Here is a 20,871-nt window from a genome sequence, read left to right on the forward strand (position 1 = left end):
GTGGTGCCTCCACTCGTGATCAGGACACACGCGGCGGGAGGGGACTTCGGTCACCTCCGGGCCGAGTTCTCGCTGCCGGAGTCGTTCGGGCCCGACGTGCTCGCCGAGGCGGAGGCGGCGGTCGTCGATCCCCTCGAGTCGGCGGGGGAGCGCGAGGACGCCACCGGTCTGCCCTTCGTCACCATCGATCCGCCCGGCGCCAAGGATCTCGACCAGGCGGTGCTGGTCGAGCGCGTCGAGGGCGGCGGGTTCCGGGTCCACTACGCGATCGCCGACCTGGCCGCGTTCATCCCGCCGGGTGGCGCGCTCGACAAGGAGGCGCGCCGTCGCGGGCAGACGCTCTACCTGCCCGACGGGAACGTCCCGCTTCATCCGCCGGTGTTGTCCGAGGGCGCGGCGAGCCTGCTGCCGGGGGAGACCCGGCCCGCCGTGCTGTGGACCATCGACGTCGACGCGAGCGGCGAGCCGACGGCGACCAACGTCCGCCGGGCGCTCGTCCGCTCCACCGAACAGTTCGACTACGAAACCGTCCAGGCGGCGATCGACGCGGGCGATCCGCATCCCTCCGTCGCCGCGCTGCCGGAGCTGGGCCGTCTGCGCCGCGAACTCGCGATCCGCCGCGGCGCGGTCGAACTGCAGCTGCCGGAGCAGGAGATCAGCGGCGACCCCGATGGCGGCTGGGCGCTGATTCAGCGCCCGCGCAACGACGTCGACGCCTGGAACGCCGAGATCTCGCTACTCACCGGCATGGCGGCGGCCAAGATCATGATCGGCGCCGGGATCGGGGTCCTGCGCACGCTGCCCCAGCCCGACGCCGAAGCGATCGAATGGCTGCGCCGGTCCGCGCAGGCGCTGAACATCGATTGGCCCGAGGGCAAGAGCGTGTCGGAGTTCCTTGCCGCGCTCGATCCCGGTCAGCCCGCGTCCATGGCGCTTTTCGCCGACACCACCAGGCTTCTGCGCGGCGCCGGGTACACCGCGTTCGACGGCGAGCTGCCCGCCTTGACCACGCACGCCGGGATCGGCGGCGCGTACGCCCACGTCACCGCGCCGATCCGGCGCCTGGTCGACCGGTTCGCCACCGAGATCTGTCTCGCCGTGAGCGCGGGCCGCGAAGTGCCCGAGTGGGTCCGCGCGGCGCTTTCGGAGGTGCCGGAGCAGATGACCGCGTCCGACACGCTGGCCGCGAAGGTCGAACGTGCCTGCATCGACCAGGTCGAGGCATGGGTCATGGCCGAGCACATCGGCGAGGAGTTCGACGCGATCGTGCTGCGGGCCGACGACGCCAAATCGGAGATCCTGATCGAGAATCCGCCGGTGATGGGGAAATGCGCGGGTGAGAAGCCGCCGGAAGGCGAGCGGATCCGCGTCCGGCTCACGGCGGTGGACGTCGACAAGCGGAAACTGTCCTTCGAGCGCGCATGATCGACGATCTCGGCGAAGTCGTCCCGCTGCGCGAACCGGCGTCGCGGGTGGTGTCGCTCGTGCCGTCGCTGACCGAGGCCGTCGAGGTGAGCGCGCCGGGAAGGCTCGCGGGCGCCACGGACTACTGCACCCACCCGGTCGATCTGGACGTCCCGCGGGTGGGCGGCTCGAAGTACCCGAACGTGGACAAGGTGCTGGAACTCCAGCCGGATCTGGTGCTGGCCAACTCCGAGGAGAACCGGCCGGAGGACGTGGAACGCTTACGTGCCAACGGAATCCCGGTCTGGGTGATGGAGGCGTCGGCGACGGTGCCCGGCGCGCTCGCGTCGATCCGGCGGATCTTGACGCAGGCCTACGACCTCGCCGAACCGGATTGGCTGGTCGAGGCCGAAGAGATCTGGCGGGAGACGCTGCCGGAGCGGTTCCGCGCGGTCGTGCCGGTCTGGCGGAAGCCGTGGATCGTGCTCGGCAGGGACACCTTCGGCGGCGACGTCCTGCATCGCGTCGGAATCGGGAACGTCTACGCGGACCACGAAGAGCGCTACCCGCGCCCGAAGCTCGACGAGCTCCAAGCGCGCTTCGCGGCCGGAGACGCGAACCTGCTCGTACTGCCCGACGAGCCCTACGAGTTCACCGCGGACGACGGCCCCGAAGCGTTCCCCGGCGCGAAGCACGTCCTGGTCTCCGGGCGCTACCTGACCTGGTACGGCCCTTCGCTCGTCGAAGCGCACTCCCACCTCACGCATTTAGTCCTCTGAATGCGGTAGAGCGCATCCAGAGGACTAAATGCGGGCAGGTCAGAGGGTGAGGCCGGTGAGGACGGTGACGCGTTCTTCGGTGAAGTCGGCCATCGCCGACGCGGGGCCCTCGCGGCCGACGCCGGAGTCCTTCACGCCGCCGTAGGGCATCTGGTCGGCGCGGAAGCTCGGAACGTCGCCGACGAGCACGCCGCCGACACGCAGCTTCGCGGACACGTCGAACGCCGTCGGCAGGTCGCGCGTGAACACTCCTGCCTGAAGGCCGAAGCGCGAGTCGTTGATCCGGCGCACGCCGTCCTCCACCGACTCCACGCGCGTGATCGACACGACCGGCCCGAACACCTCGTCGGCCATCACCGACGCGTCCTCCGGCACGTTCGCGAGCACCGTCGGCTCGACGGTCGCGCCGTCGCGCTTCCCGCCGGTCAGCAGTTCGCCGCCCGCCTCGACCGCCGCGGTGATCCACGATTCCACCCGGGAGGCGGCGTCGGTGTTGATCAGCGGGCCGACGTCGACGCCGTCCGTCCGCGGATTGCCGGTCCCGAGCGCGCGCACCTGCTCCAGCACCTTCGCGCGAAGCTCGTCGTAGACGTCGGCGTGCGCGTAGACGCGCTGCACCGAGATGCACGACTGGCCGGCCTGGTACATCGCGAACGTCGCGATCCGCTGTGCCGCGAAGTCCAAGTCCGTCCAATCAGGACAGACGAGCACCGCCGCGTTGCCGCCGAGTTCGAGCGCGACGTGCTTGCGCGGCACGCTGTCCCGGATACCCCAGCCCACCGGCACGGAACCGGTGAACGACACGACCGGCAGCCGCGGGTCCGAAACCAGCTTGGCCGATTCCTCGTTGCTGACCGGGAGGATCGACCAGCTCCCGGCGGGCAGATCGGTCTCGGCGAGGATCTCGCCGAGCAGCAGCGCGGTCAGCGGCGTCGCGGGCGCGGGCTTGAGCACGATCGGTGCGCCGACCGCGATCGCCGGCGCGACCTTGTGCGCCACCAGGTTCAGCGGGAAGTTGAACGGCGTGATGCCCAGCACCGGGCCCTTCGGCACGCGGCGGACCAGCGCGAGCCGTCCGGTGCCGCCCGGGTCGGTGTCGAGACGCTGCAGGTCACCGGAGAACCGGCGCGCCTCCTCGGCGGCCCAGCGGAACGTCGACGCCGCGCGCCCGACCTCGCCGCGCGCCCACTTCAGCGGCTTGCCCGACTCGGCGGTGATCAGCTGCGCGAGCTCTTCGGACCGCTCACCCAAAACTTGGGACACGTGGTCCAACGCGCCCGCCCGGACATGCGCGGGCAGCGTCGCGAACTCGTCCTGGACATCGTGCGCGGCCTGGACCGCGGTCTCGATGTCCGAAGTGGACGGAACGTGGTGTGAGCCGGCCTCGCTTCCGTCGAAGGAGTGACGGACGACGACGGTCTCGCCGCTGGTGACCGGCTTTCCGGCTACCCAGTAGGGGAATGTGGTCACTTGGAAGCCTCCGTGCGGACAGCGTGCTCCAGGACCGACAGGCCCTCGTCGAGCAGTTCGGTGGACAGGGACAGCGGCGGCAGCAGGCGGACGACGTTGCCGTAGGTGCCGCAGGTGAGGACGACGACGCCCGCCTGGTGGCAGGCCTGCGCGACCCGCTTGGTCAGGTCGGCGTCGGGTTCGGTGGTGCCCGGCTTGACGAACTCGGCGGCCAGCATCGCGCCTCGGCCCCGGACGTCACCGATCACGCCGGTCTCCTCGGCCAGCGCCCGCAGGCGCGGCAGCACCGTGTTCTCGATGCGCTTCGCCGACGCCGCGAGGTTCTCCTGGCGCATGACCTCGATCGAGCCGAGGGCCGCGGCGCACGCGATCGGGTTGCCGCCGTAGGTGCCGCCGAGCCCGCCCGGCGGGACTGCGTCGAGCAGTTCCGCGCGGCCGGTGACGGCGGCGAGCGGCAGGCCGCCCGCGATGCCCTTGGCGGTGGCGATCAGGTCGGGCACGACGTCTTCGTGCGTGGACGCGAACCACTCGCCGGTGCGGCAGAAGCCGGTCTGCACCTCGTCGGCGACGAACACGACGCCGTTTTCGGTGCACCAGGCCGAAATCGCGGGCAGGAACCCGGGAGCGGGCTCGATGAAACCGCCCTCACCCTGCACCGGCTCCAGCACGACGGCCGCGACCTGGTCGCCGCCGATCTGCTTCTCGATGCGGTCGATGGCGATCCGCGCCGCTTCGGGACCGGACAGCCCGTCGCGGTACGGGTACGAGCCGGGAACGCGGTAGACCTCGGGCGCGAACGGGCCGAAACCGTGCTTGTAGGGAATGGACTTCGCGGTCAGCGCCATCGTCAGGTTGGTGCGGCCGTGGTAGGCGTGGTCGAAGACGACGACCGCCTGGCGGCCGGTCGCGGCGCGGGCGATCTTCACCGCGTTCTCGACGGCCTCGGCGCCGGAGTTGAACAGCACCGAACGCTTCTCGTGGGTGCCCGGCGTCAGCTTGTCGAGTGCTTCGCACACCTCGACGTATCCCTCGTACGGCGTGACCATGAAACACGTATGCGTGAACCGGCCCACCTGCTCCCGGACGCGGTCCACGACGGCGGGAGCGGCGTGGCCGACGTTGGTCACCGCGATGCCGGAACCGAAGTCGATCAGGACGTTGCCGTCGGCGTCGGTGAGCAGGCCGCCTTCGGCCGAGGTGACGTAGACCGGCAGCACCGAACTCACGCCCGCGGCGACGACGGCGGAGCGTCGCTCCTGCAGGGCGCGCGAGGCGGGGCCGGGGATCTCGGTGCGCAGCCTGCGCTGGGTTTCGGTGGTGACGGTCACGGCCAGACTCCTGCGGACGCGAGGGACGGGGTCGCCCTCCAGAATGGGAGCCCGCCCGGCCCGCGTCAGCTCGACATCTTGTCGATATCGAGGCGTAGAGTTGGACAACATGGCACTGACCCTCGCCGCCCTCGCGGCCGAACGTCCGCTCGGCCTGCGGGTGCGCGCGGCCGAGGCGGGGCTCGACCGGGCGATCGGCTGGGTCCACCCCACCGAACTGACCGATCCGCAGGCCTTCCTCGAAGGTGGCGAACTGCTGCTGACCACCGGCCTCGCCCTCGATGAAACCACGTCGCCCGGGTACATCCGGCGGCTCGTCGACGCCGGCGTAGCGGGTCTCGGCTTCGGGGTCGGGCTCAGTCACGAGAGCATTCCGCGGTCCCTTGTGGACACCGCGGAAGAGGTCGGGCTGCCGGTGCTCGAAGTGCCGAGGAAGACGCCGTTCATCGCGATCACGCGGGCGGTGTCCCGCGCGGTCGCCGCCGACGAATACGCCTCGCTCGTGCGCACCGGCAAGGGACAGCAGGAACTGACCAGGACCGCCGTCGGCAAAGGCGGCCCCGGTGGGGTGGTGCGCAAACTGGCGAAGCTGGTCGACGGCTGGGCGCTCCTGCTCGACTCGTCCGGTGCGGTCACCGAGGCTTCGCCCTCCGCGCGGCCCTTCGCCGACGAACTCCAGGACGACTTCGCGCGGCTGCGCGCGGGCACGCTGGTGACGGTGGCGGGGGAGTACGAGGTCGTCCTGCAGACGCTCGACACCCGTGCCCGGGGCGTGCTCGCCGTCGGCACCCGTGAGCCGCTCGATGCCGCGGGACAGCACATCGTCAACACCGCCGTGTCCTTGCTTTCCCTTGCGCTGGAACAGAACCGTGAGCACGTGGACGCCGTGCGGCGGCTGCGGTCAGGGCTGTGCGACCTCCTCGCCGCGGGGCAGGCCGAACTCGCCACGCGCACGATGAAGTCGCTCTGGGGCGGTGTCCCGGAAGCGCCGTGGTCCGTGCTGGCCGTCGCCGGTCCCGCGGGTGCGCGCCGCTCGCTCGCCGACGCGCTCGACGCCGAAGTGGCTGGGGACAAGGTGTTCTTCGGCGAGGCGGGGGCGTTCGTGATCGCGCTCGGCGAGGTGGAGACGGTCGTCCGGCAGGCTTCCCGGATCGGCGGGCTGCACGCCGGGCTGTCCGAGCCGGTGTCCACAATGGATTTCCCGGCCGGGCTCCGGCAGGCGAAACAGGCGGCGGAAGCGGCGAAGGCCGAACGGTCCCCGCTGGTCCGGTTCGCCGAACACGCCGGGCGCGGTTTCTTGGAGCTGGTCGATTCCCAAGCGGCGCAAGCGTTTTCGGACAGTCTGCTGGCGCCGTTGCGGCACCATGACGCGACTGGCCGAGGCGAGCTCGTCGCGTCGCTGACCTGCTGGCTCGAACACCACGGTCACTGGGATCTGGCGTCCGCGCGGCTCGGCGTCCACCGGCACACCTTGCGCAACCGCATGCGCAGGGTCGCCGAACTGACCGGCCGCGATCTCGATTCGCCAGGGGTGCGCGCCGAATTCTGGCTCGCGTTGCAGGTCAGCGCTCGGACCTGACCAGGGCGATCGGCGAGTCACCGCAGCGCCGCAGGTGCGTGCCGGTCTCCGTCGTGACCGGCTCCGCGCCGGCGGACCACCAGGCCGGGACGTCGACGTCGCGGACCAGCGATCCGGTCGCCTGGCGCGCGTTGTTCGACACGATCACCCGGCCTTGGGCGTTGACCAGCGCCGCGCGGCCGCCGAGCGCGCGCAGCTTCAGTTGCAGCAGACGCTCGACCTCGCGCACGTAGATGTCCGCGCCGACGACGCCCGCGAAAGCCCCGTCACGCTGGACGGGAACTGTGAAGGTCAGCGTGTACTCGTCGGTGCAGAGATAGTCGACGTACGGACCGTTGATGTGGCGGCGGCCGGTGTCACGCGGGACGGTGAACCACGATTGCCGGGTGTAGTCCAGGAAGTTCTCGCTGTCCGGATCGAGGCTGATGACCAGTTGCGCCGGCTCGTCGTCCCCGGTCTCGGTCCACCATTCGAAGGCGAATTCCTGATCGGCCAGCGCGTTCGGCGCGCTGATGAACCCGGCGCCGACGACCAGGCCGCCGAGGACGTCGAAGACCTGCGGCCGGAGGCGGGTCAGGTCTTCGGCGGTGGCATCGGTGGAGGCGGCCAGGAGCCCCTCGGCGCCGGCCAGTAGCGTCTTCAGTCGGCCGAAGACGTCCTCGACCAGGGCGGATACCTGTTCCACGACCTCGGAACCGGCGGACGGTGTGTCGTTCACGATGCTCACCTCGGATGCGCGGATGCCGCAGCTTAAGGGGCCAGAAGGTCTAAATGCACGTCCGCCAGCCGGTCTATCGCTTCGAGGATGTGCTCCTCGGTGAGCTTCCTGGCCAGCTCGCCGTCCCCCTGCGCGATGGCGGCGGCGATCGCGCGGTGTTCGGCGTAGGCGTTCTCGCGGGTGCCGTGCGGCTCGAGCGGCAACCACAGCAATCCGCCTCGTTCGCTCTGCAACTGCACTTCTTCCCTGGTCAGCCGTGGCGATTGGGCGGCCGCGGCGACTTCGAGATGGAACTGGCGCTCGGCGCGCGACGCCTCCGCGCCGGTGGCCGTGCGGATGTCCTCGGTCGCCAGTTCGAGCCGCTCGATGTCCTCGGGCGAACTCCGCTCGGCGGCGAGTTTGGCCGCGGCGCCCGCGATGGCGAGGTAGTGATCGCCGACGTCGCGAAGCTCGGACAGCGAAACCGTGCGAAGGCGCTCTCGCCACGAAGCGGTCGAAGGGTTGGCAGGCGTCTTCACGAAGCTTCCGCCGCCTCGGCCGCGTCGCGTCTCGACAAGGCCTTGCTGTCGCAAGGCCACGAGCGCTTCGCGGACCGTCACGGTGGAGACGCCGAACTGGGCGGCCAGCTCGGCTTCGCTCGGCAGCTGCTCCGAGTCGGCCAGCAGCCCGAGAGTGATGGCGTCGACCAGCCGCGCGGTGACCGCTTCCGCCCGGCCGATCTGGTCGAGCGGAGCGAACATCGCTGATCGCGCGCTGTGCGACATCCCCTTACGCATGGTGGCCCTTCGCCCGTACCGCTACCCGATGGAGGCAATCTTGCCCCATCGTCTTGTCATTTAACATCTGGACTTATATGTTTTAGCTCCCTCGCCGCCCCAAAAGGGAGCAAGGGACCTTTGCTATCGCCTCACGCCCCCAGGCCCAGTAGCCAGGAGCTCTCGTGCAGCAGTTGAAGCACTTCATCGGCGGTGAGTACATCGGATCCGCGTCGGGCCAGGTCGCCGACGTCGTCGATCCCGTCACCGGCCGCCCGTACCGCACCGCCGCCGTCGCCGGCCCCGAAGACGTCGACCGCGCGCTCCAGGTCGCGGCCGCCGCCTTCGAAACCTGGCGCGACACCACGCCCGCGCAGCGCCAGCTCGCGCTGCTGAAGATCGCGGACGCCGTCGAAGCCCGCGCGGAAGAGATCGTGCTCGTCGAATCGGCGAACACCGGCAAGCCGGTCGCGCTCACCGCGGCCGAAGAACTGCCGGCGATGGTCGACCAGTTGCGGTTCTTCGCGGGGGCCGCGCGTGTCCTCGAAGGACGGTCGGCGGGCGAGTACATGGAAGGGCATACCTCTTTCGTCCGCCGAGAACCGATCGGCGTGTGCGCGCAGGTTACGCCGTGGAACTATCCGCTCCTCATGGCGGTCTGGAAGATCGCGCCCGCCCTCGCCGCGGGGAACACCGTGGTGCTCAAACCGGCCGACACGACGCCTGCGTCGACCCTGCTCTTCGCCGAGATCTGCGCCGAATTCCTGCCGCCCGGCGTGCTCAACGTGATCTGCGGCGACCGCGACACCGGGCGCGCGCTCGTCGAGCACGAAATCCCCGCGATGGTGTCCATCACCGGCTCCGTGCGGGCTGGGATCGAGGTCGCCGCTTCGGCCGCGAAGGACGTGAAGCGCGTACACCTGGAGCTCGGCGGTAAAGCGCCCGTAGTGGTCTTCGCGGACGCTGACATCGAAGCGGCCGCTGAGGGCATCGCCGCCGCCGGGTACTTCAACGCGGGCCAGGACTGTACGGCGGCTACGCGGGTCCTTGTCGCCGACGAAGTCCACGACACCTTCGTCGCGGCTCTCACCAAGCAGGCGCGGGCGACCACCACCGGCAAGCCCGACGACACGTCGGTCACCTACGGCCCTCTTAACAACGCCGCGCAACTCGAACGGGTCGCCGGGTTCGTCGACCGGATGCCCGAGCACGCGGTGGTCCACTGTGGAGGGAAGCGGCAGGGGGACGAGGGTTACTTCTACGAACCGACGGTGATCTCCGGCGTCCGGCAGGACGACGAGATCAGCCAGACGGAGATCTTCGGCCCGATCATCACTGTGCAGCGCTTCGAGACCGAAGCCGAAGCGCTCGCCGCGGCCAACGGCGTCGAGTACGCGCTCGCTTCGTCGGTGTGGACCACCGACCACCAGCGGGCGATGCGCCTCGCCCGAAAGCTCGACTTCGGCTGCGTGTGGATCAACACGCATATCCCGCTGGTCGCCGAGATGCCGCACGGCGGCTTCAAGAAGTCCGGCTATGGCAAGGACCTCTCGCTCTACGGCCTCGAGGACTACACCCGCGTCAAGCACGTGATGAGCGCGCTGTGACGACCACCGAAAGGCACGCCATGCCGCATCAAGCGCCCGCGACCGCCGCGGGGGAGCAAGGGACCTTTGCTATCACTTCCGCAGGTGGAGGCCACATTCCGGCCATTCGCCTGCGCGGGTTGCGCAAGGAGTTCGGCCAGGTCCACGCGGTCGACGGCGTCGACCTCGACATCCCGCCCGGCGAGTTCTTCTCGATGCTCGGCCCGTCCGGCTCCGGCAAGACGACCGTGCTCCGCATGATCGCCGGCTTCGAGCTCCCGACGGCGGGCACGATCGAACTGCACGGCCGCGACGTCAGCCGCCTCGCGCCCTTCGACCGCGACGTCAACACCGTCTTCCAGGACTACGCGCTCTTCCCGCACATGACCGTGCAGCAGAACGTCGAGTACGGCCTCCGGGTGAAGCGGGTCCCCCGCGCGGAGCGCCGTCAACGCGCGAAGGAAGCTCTCGAAACCGTCCGGCTCGGCGAGTTCGGCGAGCGCAAACCCGACCAGCTCTCCGGCGGCCAGCGGCAACGCGTCGCGCTCGCGAGGGCACTGGTCAACCGGCCGAAGGTGCTCCTGCTCGACGAACCACTCGGCGCCCTCGACCTGAAACTGCGCCACACCATGCAGACCGAGCTGAAACAGATCCAGCGCGACGTCGGCATCACCTTCATCTTCGTCACCCACGACCAGGACGAGGCGTTGACGATGAGCGACCGCATCGCGGTCTTCAACGCCGGCCGGATCGAGCAGGTCGGTTCACCGGTCGAGGTCTACGAACGGCCCGCGTCGGCGTTCGTCGCCGGTTTCGTCGGCACCTCGAACCTGCTCAGCGGCGGCGGCGCCGAGAACATCATCGGCAAACCCGGTGTGTTCAGCATCCGCCCCGAGAAGATCCGCATCGACGCCGATCTCTCGAAATCCGCCGAGGTCGGTGAAACCAGCGCCACCGGCACCGTCACCAACACCGTCTACGCCGGCGCGACCGTGCGCTACGAGGTCACCCTCGACGCCGGCGGCCAGCTCTCCGTGGTCCGGCAGAACACCGCCGAACCCGCGGACTTCGAGGGCGGCCGCGTCCGCCTGAGCTGGCGGCACGAACACAGCTTCCGCGTCCCCGAAGCCGGTTAGTCCTCCCCTGTACCGAAAGGTTGTTCAATGAAGAACAGGAAACTCGCGCTCGCCGGCCTGCTCGGCGCCGGCCTGCTCGTGGCCGCCTGCGGAACCTCCGGATCCAGTTCGACCGCGGCCGCGCCCGGCGGGCAGGGCTTCACCGCGCCGAAGCTCGACGCGCTCGCGCAGCTCGGCCAGCCGGAAGGCCAGGTCAACGTGCTGGCCTGGCCCGGCTACGCGGAGAACGGCTCCAACGACCCGGCCGTCGACTGGGTCACCGGTTTCGAGAAGGAGACCGGCTGCAAGGTCAACGTCAAGGCGTTCGGCACCTCCGACGAGGCCGTGAGCCTGATGAAGACCGGACAGTACGACGTGATCTCCGCCTCCGGTGACGCTTCGCTGCGGCTCATCGCGTCCGGAGACGTCGAACCGGTGAACACCGCGCTCGTGCCGAACTACGCCGACGTCTTCGACTTCCTCAAGAACCGCCCGTGGAACAGCGTGAACAACGTGTCCTACGGCGTGCCGCACGGCTGGGGCGCGAACCTGCTCACCTGGCGCACCGACAAGGTGAACCCGGCGCCGACGTCCTGGTCGGTCATGTTCGACGCGAACAGCCCGTACAAGGGCAAGATCACCGCCTACGACTCGCCGATCTACATCGCCGACGCCGCGCTGTACCTGCAGACGCACAAACCCGAACTCGGCATCAAGAACCCGTACGCCTTGGACGACAAGCAGTTCCAGGCCGCCGTCGACCTGCTCAAGCAGCAGCGCCCGATGGTGGCGGAGTACTGGTCGGACTACCTGAAGGAAAGCCAGGCGCTCAAGAGCGGCGACGCCGTCGTCGGCACCGCCTGGCAGGTGACGGTGAACCTGACCAAGAGCGAAGGCGCACCGGTCGAATCCGTGCTGCCGTCCGAAGGCGCGACCGGCTGGTCGGACACCTGGATGGTGGGCGCGAAGTCGCCGCACAAGACGTGCTCGTACAAGTGGCTGAACCACATCGTCAGCCCGAAGGCCAACGCGCAGGTGGCCGAGTACTTCGGTGAATCGCCCTCGAACCCCAAGGCGTGCGCCGAAACCAAGAACAAGGCGCACTGCGAGACCTTCCACGCCGGTGACGCCGCGTACGCCTCGAAGATCCAGTACTGGACGACGCCGATCGCGCAGTGCCTCGACGGCCGCACCGACGTCAAGTGCAAGGACTACGGCGAGTGGACCCGCGCCTGGACCGAGATCAAGGGCTGACCTCCCGAACTCCGGGAGCGGACGGTGGTGCCCCCCAACGCCGTCCGCTCCCGGTCCCATCCCTCACCTGGTGGAGACGATGACGACCACCCTCGATTCGCCGAAGCGGAGAACCTCCGCCTTCCTGTACCGCAAACCCAGGCTGCGACTGGGGATCCTGCTCTCCGCGCCGATGCTGTGGCTCGGCCTCGCCTACCTCGGCGCGCTGGCCGCGTTGTTCGTGACGGCGTTCTGGAGCACCGACGTCTTCACCGGCCAGGTCGTGACCGAGTGGTCGCTGAACAACTTCGTCACCCTCTTCAGCGACGCGGTGTACCGCACGATCACCCTCCGGACGGTCGGGATCGCCGCGCTCGTCACGGTGGTCACCGCGATCATCGCCTTCCCGATGGCGTTCTACATGGCCAAATTCGCCTCGCCGAGGGCGCGGCGCCTCCTGGTCATCGCCGTCATGACGCCGTTGTGGGCGAGCTACCTGGTGAAGGCCTACGCGTGGCGGACCATGTTGTCCGGCAACGGGGTCCTGCACTGGCTGCTGAACCCGTTCGGCCTCGACACCCCCGGCTACGGCGTGCTCGCGACGGTGATCACGCTGTCGTATCTCTGGCTGCCGTACATGATCCTGCCGATCTACGCGGGCCTGGAGCGACTGCCGAACTCGCTGGTGGACGCTTCGGGTGACCTCGGCGCCCGGCCGTTCCGGACGTTCCGCTCGGTGGTGCTGCCGGTGACCTTCCCGGCCGTCGTCGCCGGCTCGATCTTCACGTTCTCGTTGTCGCTGGGCGACTACATCGCGGTGAAGATCGTCGGCGGCACGTCGCAGATGCTCGGCAACGTCGTCTACGACAACATCGGCGCGGCCAACAACCTGCCGTTCGCGGCGACCGTCGCGACCGTACCCGTGGTGATCATGCTCGCCTACCTCGCCGCCGTGCGCCGCACGGGCGCGCTGGACAACCTGTAGGAGCGCGCGATGCGGCTTTCCCGGACGACCAAATACCTTCTGCTGGCGGCGCTGGTGCTCGGCCTCGCGGTGATCTACTTCCCGCTGCTGGTGGTCCTGCTCAATTCGTTCAACGCGGACACCACCTTCGGCTGGCCGCCGTCGAGCTTCACCCTCGAATGGTGGGGCCGGGCCGCGGAGAACCAGGGTGCGCTGAACGCGCTGTGGACGAGTGTCCGAGCAGGACTCGCCGCGACCGCGATCGCCTTGGTACTGGGCACGATGGCGGCCTTCGCGCTGCAGAAGTACCGCTTCTTCGGTCGCAATCAGGTGTCGCTGCTGATCATCCTGCCGATCGCGCTGCCCGGTATCGTCACCGGTATCGCGCTGAACAACGCCTTCCGCACGATCCTCGGCATCGACCTCGGCCTGTTCACCGCGATCGTCGCGCACGCGACGTTCTGCATCGTGGTGGTGTTCAACAACGTCGTCGCGCGCCTGCGGCGGATGGGCGGCAACCTCGAAGAGGCGTCGATGGACCTCGGCGCGGACGGGCTCACGACGTTCCGGCTGGTGACCTTCCCGATGCTGCGTTCGGCCCTCCTGGCGGGCGGCCTGCTGGCGTTCGCCTTGTCGTTCGACGAAATCATCGTCACGACGTTCACCCTCGGGACCGGGCTGGAGACCCTGCCGATCTGGATCCTGAACAACCTGTTCCGGCCGAACCAGGCACCGATCGTCAACGTCGTGGCGGCGGTGCTGATCCTGGCCTCGACGGTGCCGGTGTATCTGGCGCAACGGCTTTCCGGCGACACGACCTCGGGCGGCCGGTTGTAGCCGCTCCTACCGAAAGGAATCCGTCGCGGCCTTGAGCGCCGCCAGCATCCCCGGATCCGTCACCGCGTGCCCGGCCGCCTCCACCAGCTCCAGCTTCGAGTCCGGCCAGGCCCGGTGCAGCTCGTAGGCCGTCGCCGGCGGGCACACCGCGTCGTACCGCCCCTGCACGATGACACCGGGAATCCCGGCGAGTTTCCCGGCCTCCCGGATCAGCTGCCCTTCCTCGAGCCACGCGCCGTGGCAGAAATAGTGCAGCGCCAGCCGGGCGAACGTGACAGCGAAGTCCGGTGAGGCGTACTGGTTGCGGAAGGCCGGATCCGGGCGCAGGCAGACGATCGCGCCCTCCCAGGCGCTCCACGCGATGGCGGCGCGCTCCCGGATCGCCCGATCGGGGTGATAGACGAGCTCGCGATAGGCCGAAAGAGGGTCGTCGCGGCGGTCTTCGGGGATCGGGGCGAGGAACGCTTCCCACTCCCGGGGGAAGAGGTTCGCCGCGCCGCCGTTGTAGATCCAGTCGAGTTCACTCCGCCGGACGGTGAAGACGCCGCGCAGGATGATCTCGCTGACGCGGCTTGGGTGGGTCTCGGCGTAGGCGAGGGCGAGGGTCACGCCCCACGAGCCGCCGAAGAGCTGCCATTGGTCGAGATTCAGCCGTTCGCGCAGCTTTTCCATGTCCGACACGAGATGCCAGAGGGTGTTGGCAGACAGGTCGACGTCCGGCGTGCCGATGTGCGGAGTGCTGCGGCCGGCACCGCGCTGGTCGAACAGGATGATCCGGTAGGCCTCGGGGTCGAAATGCCGCCGCGCCATCGAGGAGATGCCGCTACCAGGGCCTCCGTGCAGGACGACCACGGGTTTGCCGTCCGGGTTCCCGGCTTCCTGGCAGTAGATCCGGTGCCCGTCGCCGACGTCGAGCATGCCCTCGGCGCGCACGTGGATCGGCGGGTACAGGTCGTCCATAAGGACACTCTGCCCGAATCGGCGAGTGTCCGAAGGGTGGGGGCCCGCCCCCGCCGCCGGGCTGAGCGGGCCCCCGGTCTTCGGTCGCGTCAGCAGCCCGCCGTGGCGGCCACGTTCGCGAATCCCTTCCCGGCGCCGGTCACCTTGTTGCTCGCGCAGACCTTGTTCCCCGTCGCGGCCTTCACGAGATAGAAGCCGTACGCGTAGCTGGACCGCACGTCCGCGGTGTTGCCGGAAAAGGTGTTGCCGCGGCCCCAGCCGTCGAGCTGGACATGGACCTCGAAGCCGCCGAAATTCGCGTCGTGCACGAAGACCTTGCTGCCCCGGTTGTCCGCGACCACGTAGTTGTTGCCCTTCATGTCCACCCAGCTGTCGGCGAAGTGCTCGCCGCTCTGCCCGGTGCCGTCGAAGACGTTGCCGCGCAGTTCACCGCCGGTGGTGCCTTCTTTGATGTCGATCGACTCGGCTCGCACGTTCGGGCCGATCTTGTTGTTCAGCGCCTTGTTGCGGTCGCTCCGGTCGGGTGTGCCACCGGGCCAGTTGCCCTTCGCGGAGCCGAAGTAGATGCCTTCGCCGTAGCCCGCGTACTCGCGGCCGGTGTCGGTCACCTCGGAGTTCTTCACGACGTTGTCGGTGCTCGTGTACTGGAAGTGGATGCCCTCGTGGCCGACGCCGGTGACCTTGATGCCGTCGACGACGGTGTTCTTGACGCCTGTCGCCATCAGGCCCTTCTGGCCACCGGTGAGGGTGAAGCCGGTCAGGTTCCAGTAGCTGCCCGTGAGTTCCAGCGTGCGCCCGGCGGAGGCCTTGATCACCGCGCTTCGCGGCCCCTTCAGGGTGATACGGCTGCTCGACGTGCCGCTCTTCGCCGCCTTGAAGTTGCCCGTGAAGGTCTTGTCGGCCGCGAGTTCGATGACGGTTCCCGGAGTGACCGAAGCGAGCGCCGCCGTGAGCTGCTCCGAAGTCGCTACGCGGACCGTCGCGGCCTGTGCGGGGTACGCCGCCAGCGTGGACAGCAGGGCGGCACCGGTCGCGATGGCCAGAACCCGCTCACGAACACGCATCCGTGGTCCTCCTCGTCGAGGGATCGAAGCTCGGTCGTGGCGGCGACGGGCTAGACGTTAAGCCTCTTTACGAATGCGCGTCAAGGACATGATTGAAGTTCATGTATGTGAACGACTAAAGGAGGGTCGCCCTGCGCGGCCCTCCGGAAAAGAGAGCAAGGGACCTTTGCTACCGCCCTCTGGCGGTACTGACTTGACCGTGTGGATCTTGGTGCGTTGGACGACCCGAAATCCACACGGTGACCGCGGGGGAGCAAGGGACCTTTGCTACCGCGCTCCCCGGCGGCCGGAGTGGTAGCAAAGGTCCCTTGCTCTCTTTTTGCAGGTCAGAGGCGGGTCAGTCGTGGAACGAGTGCTCCGGAGCCGGGAACTCGCCTCGCCGGACGTCCTCCGCGAACGCCGTCGCGGCCCCCGCCAGCACGTCGGCGAGGTCCGCGTACTTCTTCACGAAGCGCGGGGTCCTGCCGCGCCGAAGCCCGGCCATGTCCTGCCAGACGAGCACCTGCGCGTCGCAATCCGGCCCGGCGCCGATGCCGACGGTCGGGATCTTCAGTTCGTGCGTGATCCGCTTCGCCGCTTCGGCCGGCACCATCTCCATGACGACCGCGAAGGCGCCGGCCTCCTCCAGGGCGAGCGCGTCGGCGAGCAGCGCTTCGGCCGCTTCGCCGCGCCCCTGGACTCGATAGCCGCCCAGATTGTGTTCACTCTGCGGGGTGAATCCGATATGTCCCATCACGGGGACACCGGCCGACGTCAGCGCCTCGACGTGGGGAGCGAATTTCCGCCCGCCTTCGAGTTTCACCGCGTGCGCGCGGCCTTCCTTCATGAACCGCACCGAGGTTTCCAGTGCCTGCTGCGGCGAGAGCTGATACGAGCCGAACGGCAGATCGGCCACGACCAGCGCCCGCTTCACCGATCGGGTCACCGCCCGGACCAACGGCAGCAGCTCGTCCACCGTCACCGGAAGCGAAGTGTCGTAACCGAAGACGTTGTTCGCCGCGGAATCCCCGACGAGCAGCACGGGAATGCCCACTTCGTCGAACAGCGCGGCGGTGTACATGTCGTAGGCGGTGAGCATCGGCCACGTTTCGCCGCGCTCTTTCATGTCACGAAGATGATGTACGCGGACCTTCTTCCCAGAGGTGGCCTGGGGCGCCGCGCCGGTCCCGTACGGAGCCGCGAGCTCGCCGGAATCCTTTTCGGTGGCAGACATCCTTGTCGACCGTCCTTCCCTCGAGGCCTCGAAGAGGTCCCCGGGTCGTGGAGCTGAACAGGCCAAGCCTGACATGCCGATATGACCGTCCCAAGGCCCTGCGACCAGCTTCACACAGCGCCGTCACACCCGCGAATGAGGAAATTCAGACCAGAGGATGATGATCGTTGACAACCACGCAGGGTTGTGTGACGTCAAGTAAGTACAGCTGTCGATCTCCTGTGTGTACCGCGAAGGACCAGAATGGCAAACCCAGTGCGCCGAGTCGCGCCGTGGAAGGCGAGGGCGGGCGGGATCGTCGCCACCCTCGTGCAGCTCGCGGCCGTGTTCTCGGTGATCCTCCTGCTCGCCGGCGGGGTGAAGGGGCCGGTGCTCAGGACGGGTGACATCGCCTTCTCGGCATTGAGCATCCCGACGAACGCGAGCCTCGTGATCGTCCTGCTGCTGGTCGTCCTCGGTGCAGCGCTCCGCCGCCGCAAACGCGCCGCGCTCTACACGCTGCTGCTGTTCCAGGTCGGTGGGCTGGCGGTGACGCTGGCCTTCCAGGCCGCGCTCCTGTGGTGGCCCGAGCTGCTGAAACTCGGTCCGTGGCAGGTCCGGCACATTCCGCACCAGGTGTGGGTGCTGGCCATCGCCGACCTGATCTCCCTCGGCATGATCGCGCTGCTCTGGATCCTGCGCCCGGCGTTCCCCGCCCGGCTGGCGCCCGGCGCGTGGCGCGACGGACTCACCGTTCTGTTCGGTGGCCTGGCCGCGGTCATCCTCGTCGGCTGGGGCTTGAGCGAAGCCTTTCCCGGTCGTCTCGCCGACACCTGGGAGCGTTTCGCCTGGGTCGTCAACCACACGACCGGAGAGAACATCCAGCTTCGCAGGGTCGGCATCGGCGAAGGCCCGGCCTGGCTCGACCTCGTTCTCGACCTCAGCGCGACAGCCGTCGCGACGGCCGCGTTGTACACGCTCTTCCGCGGGGTGCGTAGCCGTCGCTTGAGGACAGACGAGGAAGAACTGCGCGTACGTCGTCTTCTTGCCGAACACGGCGAAGACGACTCTTTGGGTTATTTCGCCACCAGGCGCGAGAAGAGCGTCGTCTTCTCGCCCAACGGCCGCGCCGCTGTGGCCTACCGCGTGCTCGCGGGCACCAGCGTCGCGAGCGCGGACCCCATCGGTGATCCCGACGCCTGGCCCGACGCGGTCCGCGCCTGGCTGAACGAAGCGCGCACCTACGGCTGGACGCCCGGCGTGCTCGGCGCGAGTGAACGTGGCGCGAAGGTCTACGCCGACGCGGGCCTGCGCGCGCTGGAAATAGGTGACGAAGCCGTCCTCGACGTCCGCGACTTCAGCCTCGCCGGGCCGGAACGGCGCTCGGTCCGGCAAGCGGTCAAACGGATCGAACGGGCCGGGTACACCACGAAAGTCCGCCGGCACAGCGAAATTCCGGCCGAGGAAATGGCCAAACTCCTGCTGCACGCGCAGCAGTGGCGCGGAGCGGAAACCGAGCGTGGCTTCTCGATGGCGCTCGGCAGGCTCGGTGATCCGAGCGACGGTCGCAGCGTGATGGTGGAGGCGTACGACGCCAAGGGCGAGCTTCGCGGCATGCTGTCGTTCGTGCCGTGGGGCCGTCGCGGTCTGTCGCTCGACCTGATGCGACGCGACCGCGACGCCGAAAACGGGCTCAACGAATACATGGTCGCGGAGGTCGTCGCGGCGAGCTCACGCCTTGGCGCACAACGGATTTCACTGAACTTCGCGATGTTCCGCGCCGTCTTCTCCGAGGGGGAGCGGATCGGCGCGGGCCCGGTGCTGCGCGCATGGCGTGGCGTCCTCAGCATGGCGTCGCGCTTCTTCCAGCTCGAATCGCTCTACCGGTCCAACGCCAAGTACGGCCCCGGCTGGGAGCCGCGTTTCCTGTGCTACTCCTCGGCTCGACGGCTGCCGCGGGTCGGCATCGTGGCCGGCGCGCTCGAAGGATTCGTCCCGACGGGACGGTCGGGACGAGCGCTGAAACTGGAGACCGTCACCGACGAATTCGTCGCCGAGGTCCACCGCATCGAAGCCAACGCGGCCACCCCCGCGCCGAAACAGGTGCGGCGCCCCGATCAGGTCCGGGTGCGGATGGCGAAGCTGGATCGCCTGCGGGAAGCCGGGATCGATCCCTATCCGGTCGGTTTCGCCCGGGAGGACCAGCTCGGCGACGTCGTGTCGAAGTTCGGTGATCTGGGCCCGGACACCCACACCGGTCATCGGGTCCGAGTCGCGGGGCGGGTGCTCGCGATGCGTAATCTCGGCGGGCTGTGTTTCGCGCGGGTCAAGGATTTCAGCGGTGAGATCCAGCTGATGCTCGACGCCTCCGTACTCGACCCCAGCGGCTGGCGGCGGGGCGTCGACCTCGGCGACCACGTCGGCGTGAGCGGGCAGGTCGTGACGTCCCGGCGCGGTGAGCTTTCCGTGCTCGTCGACGAATGGACCGTCACGGCGAAGAGCCTGCATCCGTTGCCGGACAAGCGAAAGGGCCTCACCGACCCGGAGACGCGGGTGCGGCAGCGCTACCTGGACCTCGCGGTGAACCCGGATTCGACGGCGATGCTGCGGATGCGCTCGACCGTGGTGCGCGCGGTGCGGGAACGGCTGCATCAGGGCGACTACCTCGAAGTCGAAACGCCGATGCTGCAGACCGTGCACGGCGGCGCCAACGCGCGTCCGTTCATCACGCATATCAACGCCTACGACATGCGGATGTACCTCAGGATCGCCCCCGAGCTCTACTTGAAGCGGTTGTGCGTGGCCGGCGTCGAGCGCGTTTTCGAACTGAACCGGAACTTCCGCAACGAAGGCGTCGACGCGACGCACAACCCCGAATTCACCATGCTGGAGGCGTACCAGGCGTACGCCGACTACAACACGATGCGGACGCTGACGCGCGAACTCGTGCAGTGCGCCGCGGAAGCCGCGTACGGCGCGCAGGTCGTTCGCCGTCCGGGGCCGGACGGGACGGTCGTCGAATACGACATCTCCGGCGACTGGCCGGTGATCCCGGTGCACGAAGCCGTCTCGGCGGCGCTCGGGGAGACGATCGACGCGAGCACCTCGGTCGCCGACCTCCAGCGGTTCTGCCGCGCGGCGGGAGTGCCGGTGAACGAGGAGGCCGGGCACGGCGATCTCGTGCTCAAGGCACACGAGCACCTGGTCGAAGGCGCGACGGTGCTGCCGACGTTCTACACCGACTACCCGACCGACGTGTCGCCGCTGACCCGGCAGCATCGCGTGGATCCGCGGCTGGCCGAACGCTGGGATCTGATCGCGTTCGGCTCCGAGGTCGGCACGGCCTACACCGAGCTGACCGACCCGCTCGAACAACGGCGGCGGCTGGAGGCCCAGTCGCTGCGCGCGGCGAGCGGGGACGTCGAGGCGATGGAGCTGGACGAGGACTTCCTGCTCGCGCTCGAACACGGCATGCCGCCGACCGGTGGGCTCGGGATCGGTGTCGACCGGCTGCTGATGATGCTGACCGGGGCGTCGATCCGGCAGACGGTGCTGTTCCCGTTCGTCCGGCCGCAGGGATAGCCGGGGGAGCAAGGGACCTTTGCTCCCACTTCTCTCAACATCGAGACAAACGGGAGCAAAGGTCCCTTGCTCTCTTTCCGCAGGTGGGAGCGATCACTGTGTGGATTTCGGGTCGTCCAACGGACCAAAATCCACACGGTCGGTGCTCCCCGCTACGCGGAGTAGGAGGTGGTGTGTGGATATAGGGACACTCAACGTCTCTATATCCACACACCCATCGCGGCGACGACCCGTGATAGCAAAGGTCCCTTGCTCTCTTCCTGGCCGAATCGCCCCAGCAAGCCGCCATCGGATGCCATGATCCC

16 protein-coding genes are annotated in these 20,871 nt (G+C 68.7%); 9 read left to right on the top strand and 7 right to left on the bottom strand.

The window, feature by feature from the left end:
* The first annotated feature begins 15 nt into the window (after window positions 1–15).
* Together ACZ1DY_RS06600 and ACZ1DY_RS06605 are read left to right on the top strand one after the other, a co-directional pair.
* Complete coding sequence (locus ACZ1DY_RS06600) at window positions 16–1,425, top strand: RNB domain-containing ribonuclease (RefSeq protein WP_465485621.1); 1,410 nt, start codon at window positions 16–18, stop codon at window positions 1,423–1,425.
* On the top strand, window positions 1,422–2,183 hold the full coding sequence (locus ACZ1DY_RS06605) for a helical backbone metal receptor (protein WP_465483870.1): 762 nt from the start codon (window positions 1,422–1,424) through the stop codon (window positions 2,181–2,183). The genes ACZ1DY_RS06600 and ACZ1DY_RS06605 overlap by 4 nt, the downstream gene beginning before the upstream one ends.
* A 39-nt stretch (window positions 2,184–2,222) precedes the next feature.
* On the opposite strand, the gene ACZ1DY_RS06610 is transcribed toward ACZ1DY_RS06605, so the two are convergent.
* On the bottom strand, window positions 2,223–3,653 hold the full coding sequence (locus tag ACZ1DY_RS06610) for an aldehyde dehydrogenase family protein (RefSeq protein ID WP_465483871.1): 1,431 nt from the start codon (window positions 3,651–3,653) through the stop codon (window positions 2,223–2,225).
* A complete protein-coding gene (gabT, locus tag ACZ1DY_RS06615; protein WP_465483872.1) occupies window positions 3,650–4,981 on the bottom strand; it encodes a 4-aminobutyrate--2-oxoglutarate transaminase in 1,332 nt (443 codons plus the stop codon). Before gabT ends, ACZ1DY_RS06610 begins: the two co-directional genes overlap by 4 nt.
* Window positions 4,982–5,090: 109 nt before the next feature.
* Here gabT and ACZ1DY_RS06620 point away from each other — a divergent pair, with 109 nt between their 5' ends.
* Window positions 5,091–6,560, top strand: a complete 1,470-nt coding sequence (locus ACZ1DY_RS06620; RefSeq protein ID WP_465483873.1) for a PucR family transcriptional regulator — start codon at window positions 5,091–5,093, stop codon at window positions 6,558–6,560.
* On the opposite strand, the gene ACZ1DY_RS06625 is transcribed toward ACZ1DY_RS06620, so the two are convergent.
* Both ACZ1DY_RS06625 and ACZ1DY_RS06630 read right to left on the bottom strand, forming a co-directional pair.
* Window positions 6,544–7,278 carry a cache domain-containing protein gene (locus ACZ1DY_RS06625; protein WP_465483874.1) on the bottom strand — a complete coding sequence of 245 codons (735 nt, stop codon included), beginning with the start codon at window positions 7,276–7,278 and terminating at the stop codon, window positions 6,544–6,546. The two genes, ACZ1DY_RS06620 and ACZ1DY_RS06625, sit on opposite strands and share 17 nt — an antisense overlap.
* 32 nt (window positions 7,279–7,310) lie before the next feature.
* Window positions 7,311–8,054: a FadR/GntR family transcriptional regulator gene (locus ACZ1DY_RS06630; protein WP_465483875.1), complete on the bottom strand. Its 744-nt coding sequence runs from the start codon at window positions 8,052–8,054 to the stop codon at window positions 7,311–7,313.
* 164 nt (window positions 8,055–8,218) lie between these two features.
* Here ACZ1DY_RS06630 and ACZ1DY_RS06635 point away from each other — a divergent pair, with 164 nt between their 5' ends.
* From ACZ1DY_RS06635 to ACZ1DY_RS06655, 5 genes are all read left to right on the top strand, one after another.
* The gene (locus ACZ1DY_RS06635; protein WP_465483876.1) at window positions 8,219–9,640 is read left to right on the top strand and encodes a gamma-aminobutyraldehyde dehydrogenase; all 1,422 of its coding nucleotides are present in this window, start codon (window positions 8,219–8,221) and stop codon (window positions 9,638–9,640) included.
* 20 nt (window positions 9,641–9,660) lie between these two features.
* Window positions 9,661–10,755, top strand: coding sequence for an ABC transporter ATP-binding protein (locus ACZ1DY_RS06640; RefSeq protein WP_465485622.1), 1,095 nt, complete (start codon window positions 9,661–9,663; stop codon window positions 10,753–10,755).
* A gap of 27 nt (window positions 10,756–10,782) precedes the next feature.
* The gene (locus ACZ1DY_RS06645) at window positions 10,783–11,988 is read left to right on the top strand and encodes an ABC transporter substrate-binding protein (protein ID WP_257488959.1); all 1,206 of its coding nucleotides are present in this window, start codon (window positions 10,783–10,785) and stop codon (window positions 11,986–11,988) included.
* A gap of 79 nt (window positions 11,989–12,067) precedes the next feature.
* Window positions 12,068–12,952 (top strand): ABC transporter permease, encoded by an 885-nt coding sequence (locus ACZ1DY_RS06650; RefSeq protein ID WP_465483877.1) that lies wholly within the window; start codon window positions 12,068–12,070, stop codon window positions 12,950–12,952.
* Window positions 12,953–12,961: 9 nt separating this feature from the next.
* Window positions 12,962–13,768, top strand: coding sequence for an ABC transporter permease (locus ACZ1DY_RS06655; protein WP_457957764.1), 807 nt, complete (start codon window positions 12,962–12,964; stop codon window positions 13,766–13,768).
* Window positions 13,769–13,774: 6 nt separating this feature from the next.
* Here ACZ1DY_RS06655 and pip read toward each other — a convergent pair whose 3' ends face one another.
* The 3 genes from pip to panB all read right to left on the bottom strand — a co-directional run bounded on the left by pip (window position 13,775) and on the right by panB (window position 17,005).
* The gene (gene pip, locus ACZ1DY_RS06660) at window positions 13,775–14,728 is read right to left on the bottom strand and encodes a prolyl aminopeptidase (RefSeq protein ID WP_465483878.1); all 954 of its coding nucleotides are present in this window, start codon (window positions 14,726–14,728) and stop codon (window positions 13,775–13,777) included.
* Between the two features lie 89 nt (window positions 14,729–14,817).
* The gene (locus tag ACZ1DY_RS06665; RefSeq protein WP_465483879.1) at window positions 14,818–15,792 is read right to left on the bottom strand and encodes a right-handed parallel beta-helix repeat-containing protein; all 975 of its coding nucleotides are present in this window, start codon (window positions 15,790–15,792) and stop codon (window positions 14,818–14,820) included.
* A gap of 337 nt (window positions 15,793–16,129) precedes the next feature.
* A complete protein-coding gene (gene panB, locus ACZ1DY_RS06670) occupies window positions 16,130–17,005 on the bottom strand; it encodes a 3-methyl-2-oxobutanoate hydroxymethyltransferase (protein WP_465483880.1) in 876 nt (291 codons plus the stop codon).
* A 243-nt stretch (window positions 17,006–17,248) separates the two neighbouring features.
* On the opposite strand from panB, the gene lysX reads away from it, so the two are divergent.
* The gene (gene lysX / locus ACZ1DY_RS06675) at window positions 17,249–20,566 is read left to right on the top strand and encodes a bifunctional lysylphosphatidylglycerol synthetase/lysine--tRNA ligase LysX (protein ID WP_126736515.1); all 3,318 of its coding nucleotides are present in this window, start codon (window positions 17,249–17,251) and stop codon (window positions 20,564–20,566) included.
* Window positions 20,567–20,871: the final 305 nt, after the last annotated feature.

It is taken from the genome of Amycolatopsis sp. PSD-21, assembly GCF_055561455.1.

Bases quoted from the DNA above. Each gene is read 5' to 3' on its own strand.
- panB (WP_465483880.1), bottom strand. From the start codon at position 17,005: ATGTCTGCCACCGAAAAGGATTCCGGCGAGCTCGCGGCTCCGTACGGG.
- ACZ1DY_RS06605 (WP_465483870.1), top strand. From the start codon at position 1,422: ATGATCGACGATCTCGGCGAAGTCGTCCCGCTGCGCGAACCGGCGTCG.
- ACZ1DY_RS06640 (WP_465485622.1), top strand. From the start codon at position 9,661: ATGCCGCATCAAGCGCCCGCGACCGCCGCGGGGGAGCAAGGGACCTTT.
- ACZ1DY_RS06655 (WP_457957764.1), top strand. From the start codon at position 12,962: ATGCGGCTTTCCCGGACGACCAAATACCTTCTGCTGGCGGCGCTGGTG.
- ACZ1DY_RS06665 (WP_465483879.1), bottom strand. From the start codon at position 15,792: ATGCGTGTTCGTGAGCGGGTTCTGGCCATCGCGACCGGTGCCGCCCTG.
- ACZ1DY_RS06620 (WP_465483873.1), top strand. From the start codon at position 5,091: ATGGCACTGACCCTCGCCGCCCTCGCGGCCGAACGTCCGCTCGGCCTG.
- ACZ1DY_RS06645 (WP_257488959.1), top strand. From the start codon at position 10,783: ATGAAGAACAGGAAACTCGCGCTCGCCGGCCTGCTCGGCGCCGGCCTG.
- pip (WP_465483878.1), bottom strand. From the start codon at position 14,728: ATGGACGACCTGTACCCGCCGATCCACGTGCGCGCCGAGGGCATGCTC.
- ACZ1DY_RS06650 (WP_465483877.1), top strand. From the start codon at position 12,068: ATGACGACCACCCTCGATTCGCCGAAGCGGAGAACCTCCGCCTTCCTG.
- lysX (WP_126736515.1), top strand. From the start codon at position 17,249: ATGGCAAACCCAGTGCGCCGAGTCGCGCCGTGGAAGGCGAGGGCGGGC.
- ACZ1DY_RS06630 (WP_465483875.1), bottom strand. From the start codon at position 8,054: ATGCGTAAGGGGATGTCGCACAGCGCGCGATCAGCGATGTTCGCTCCG.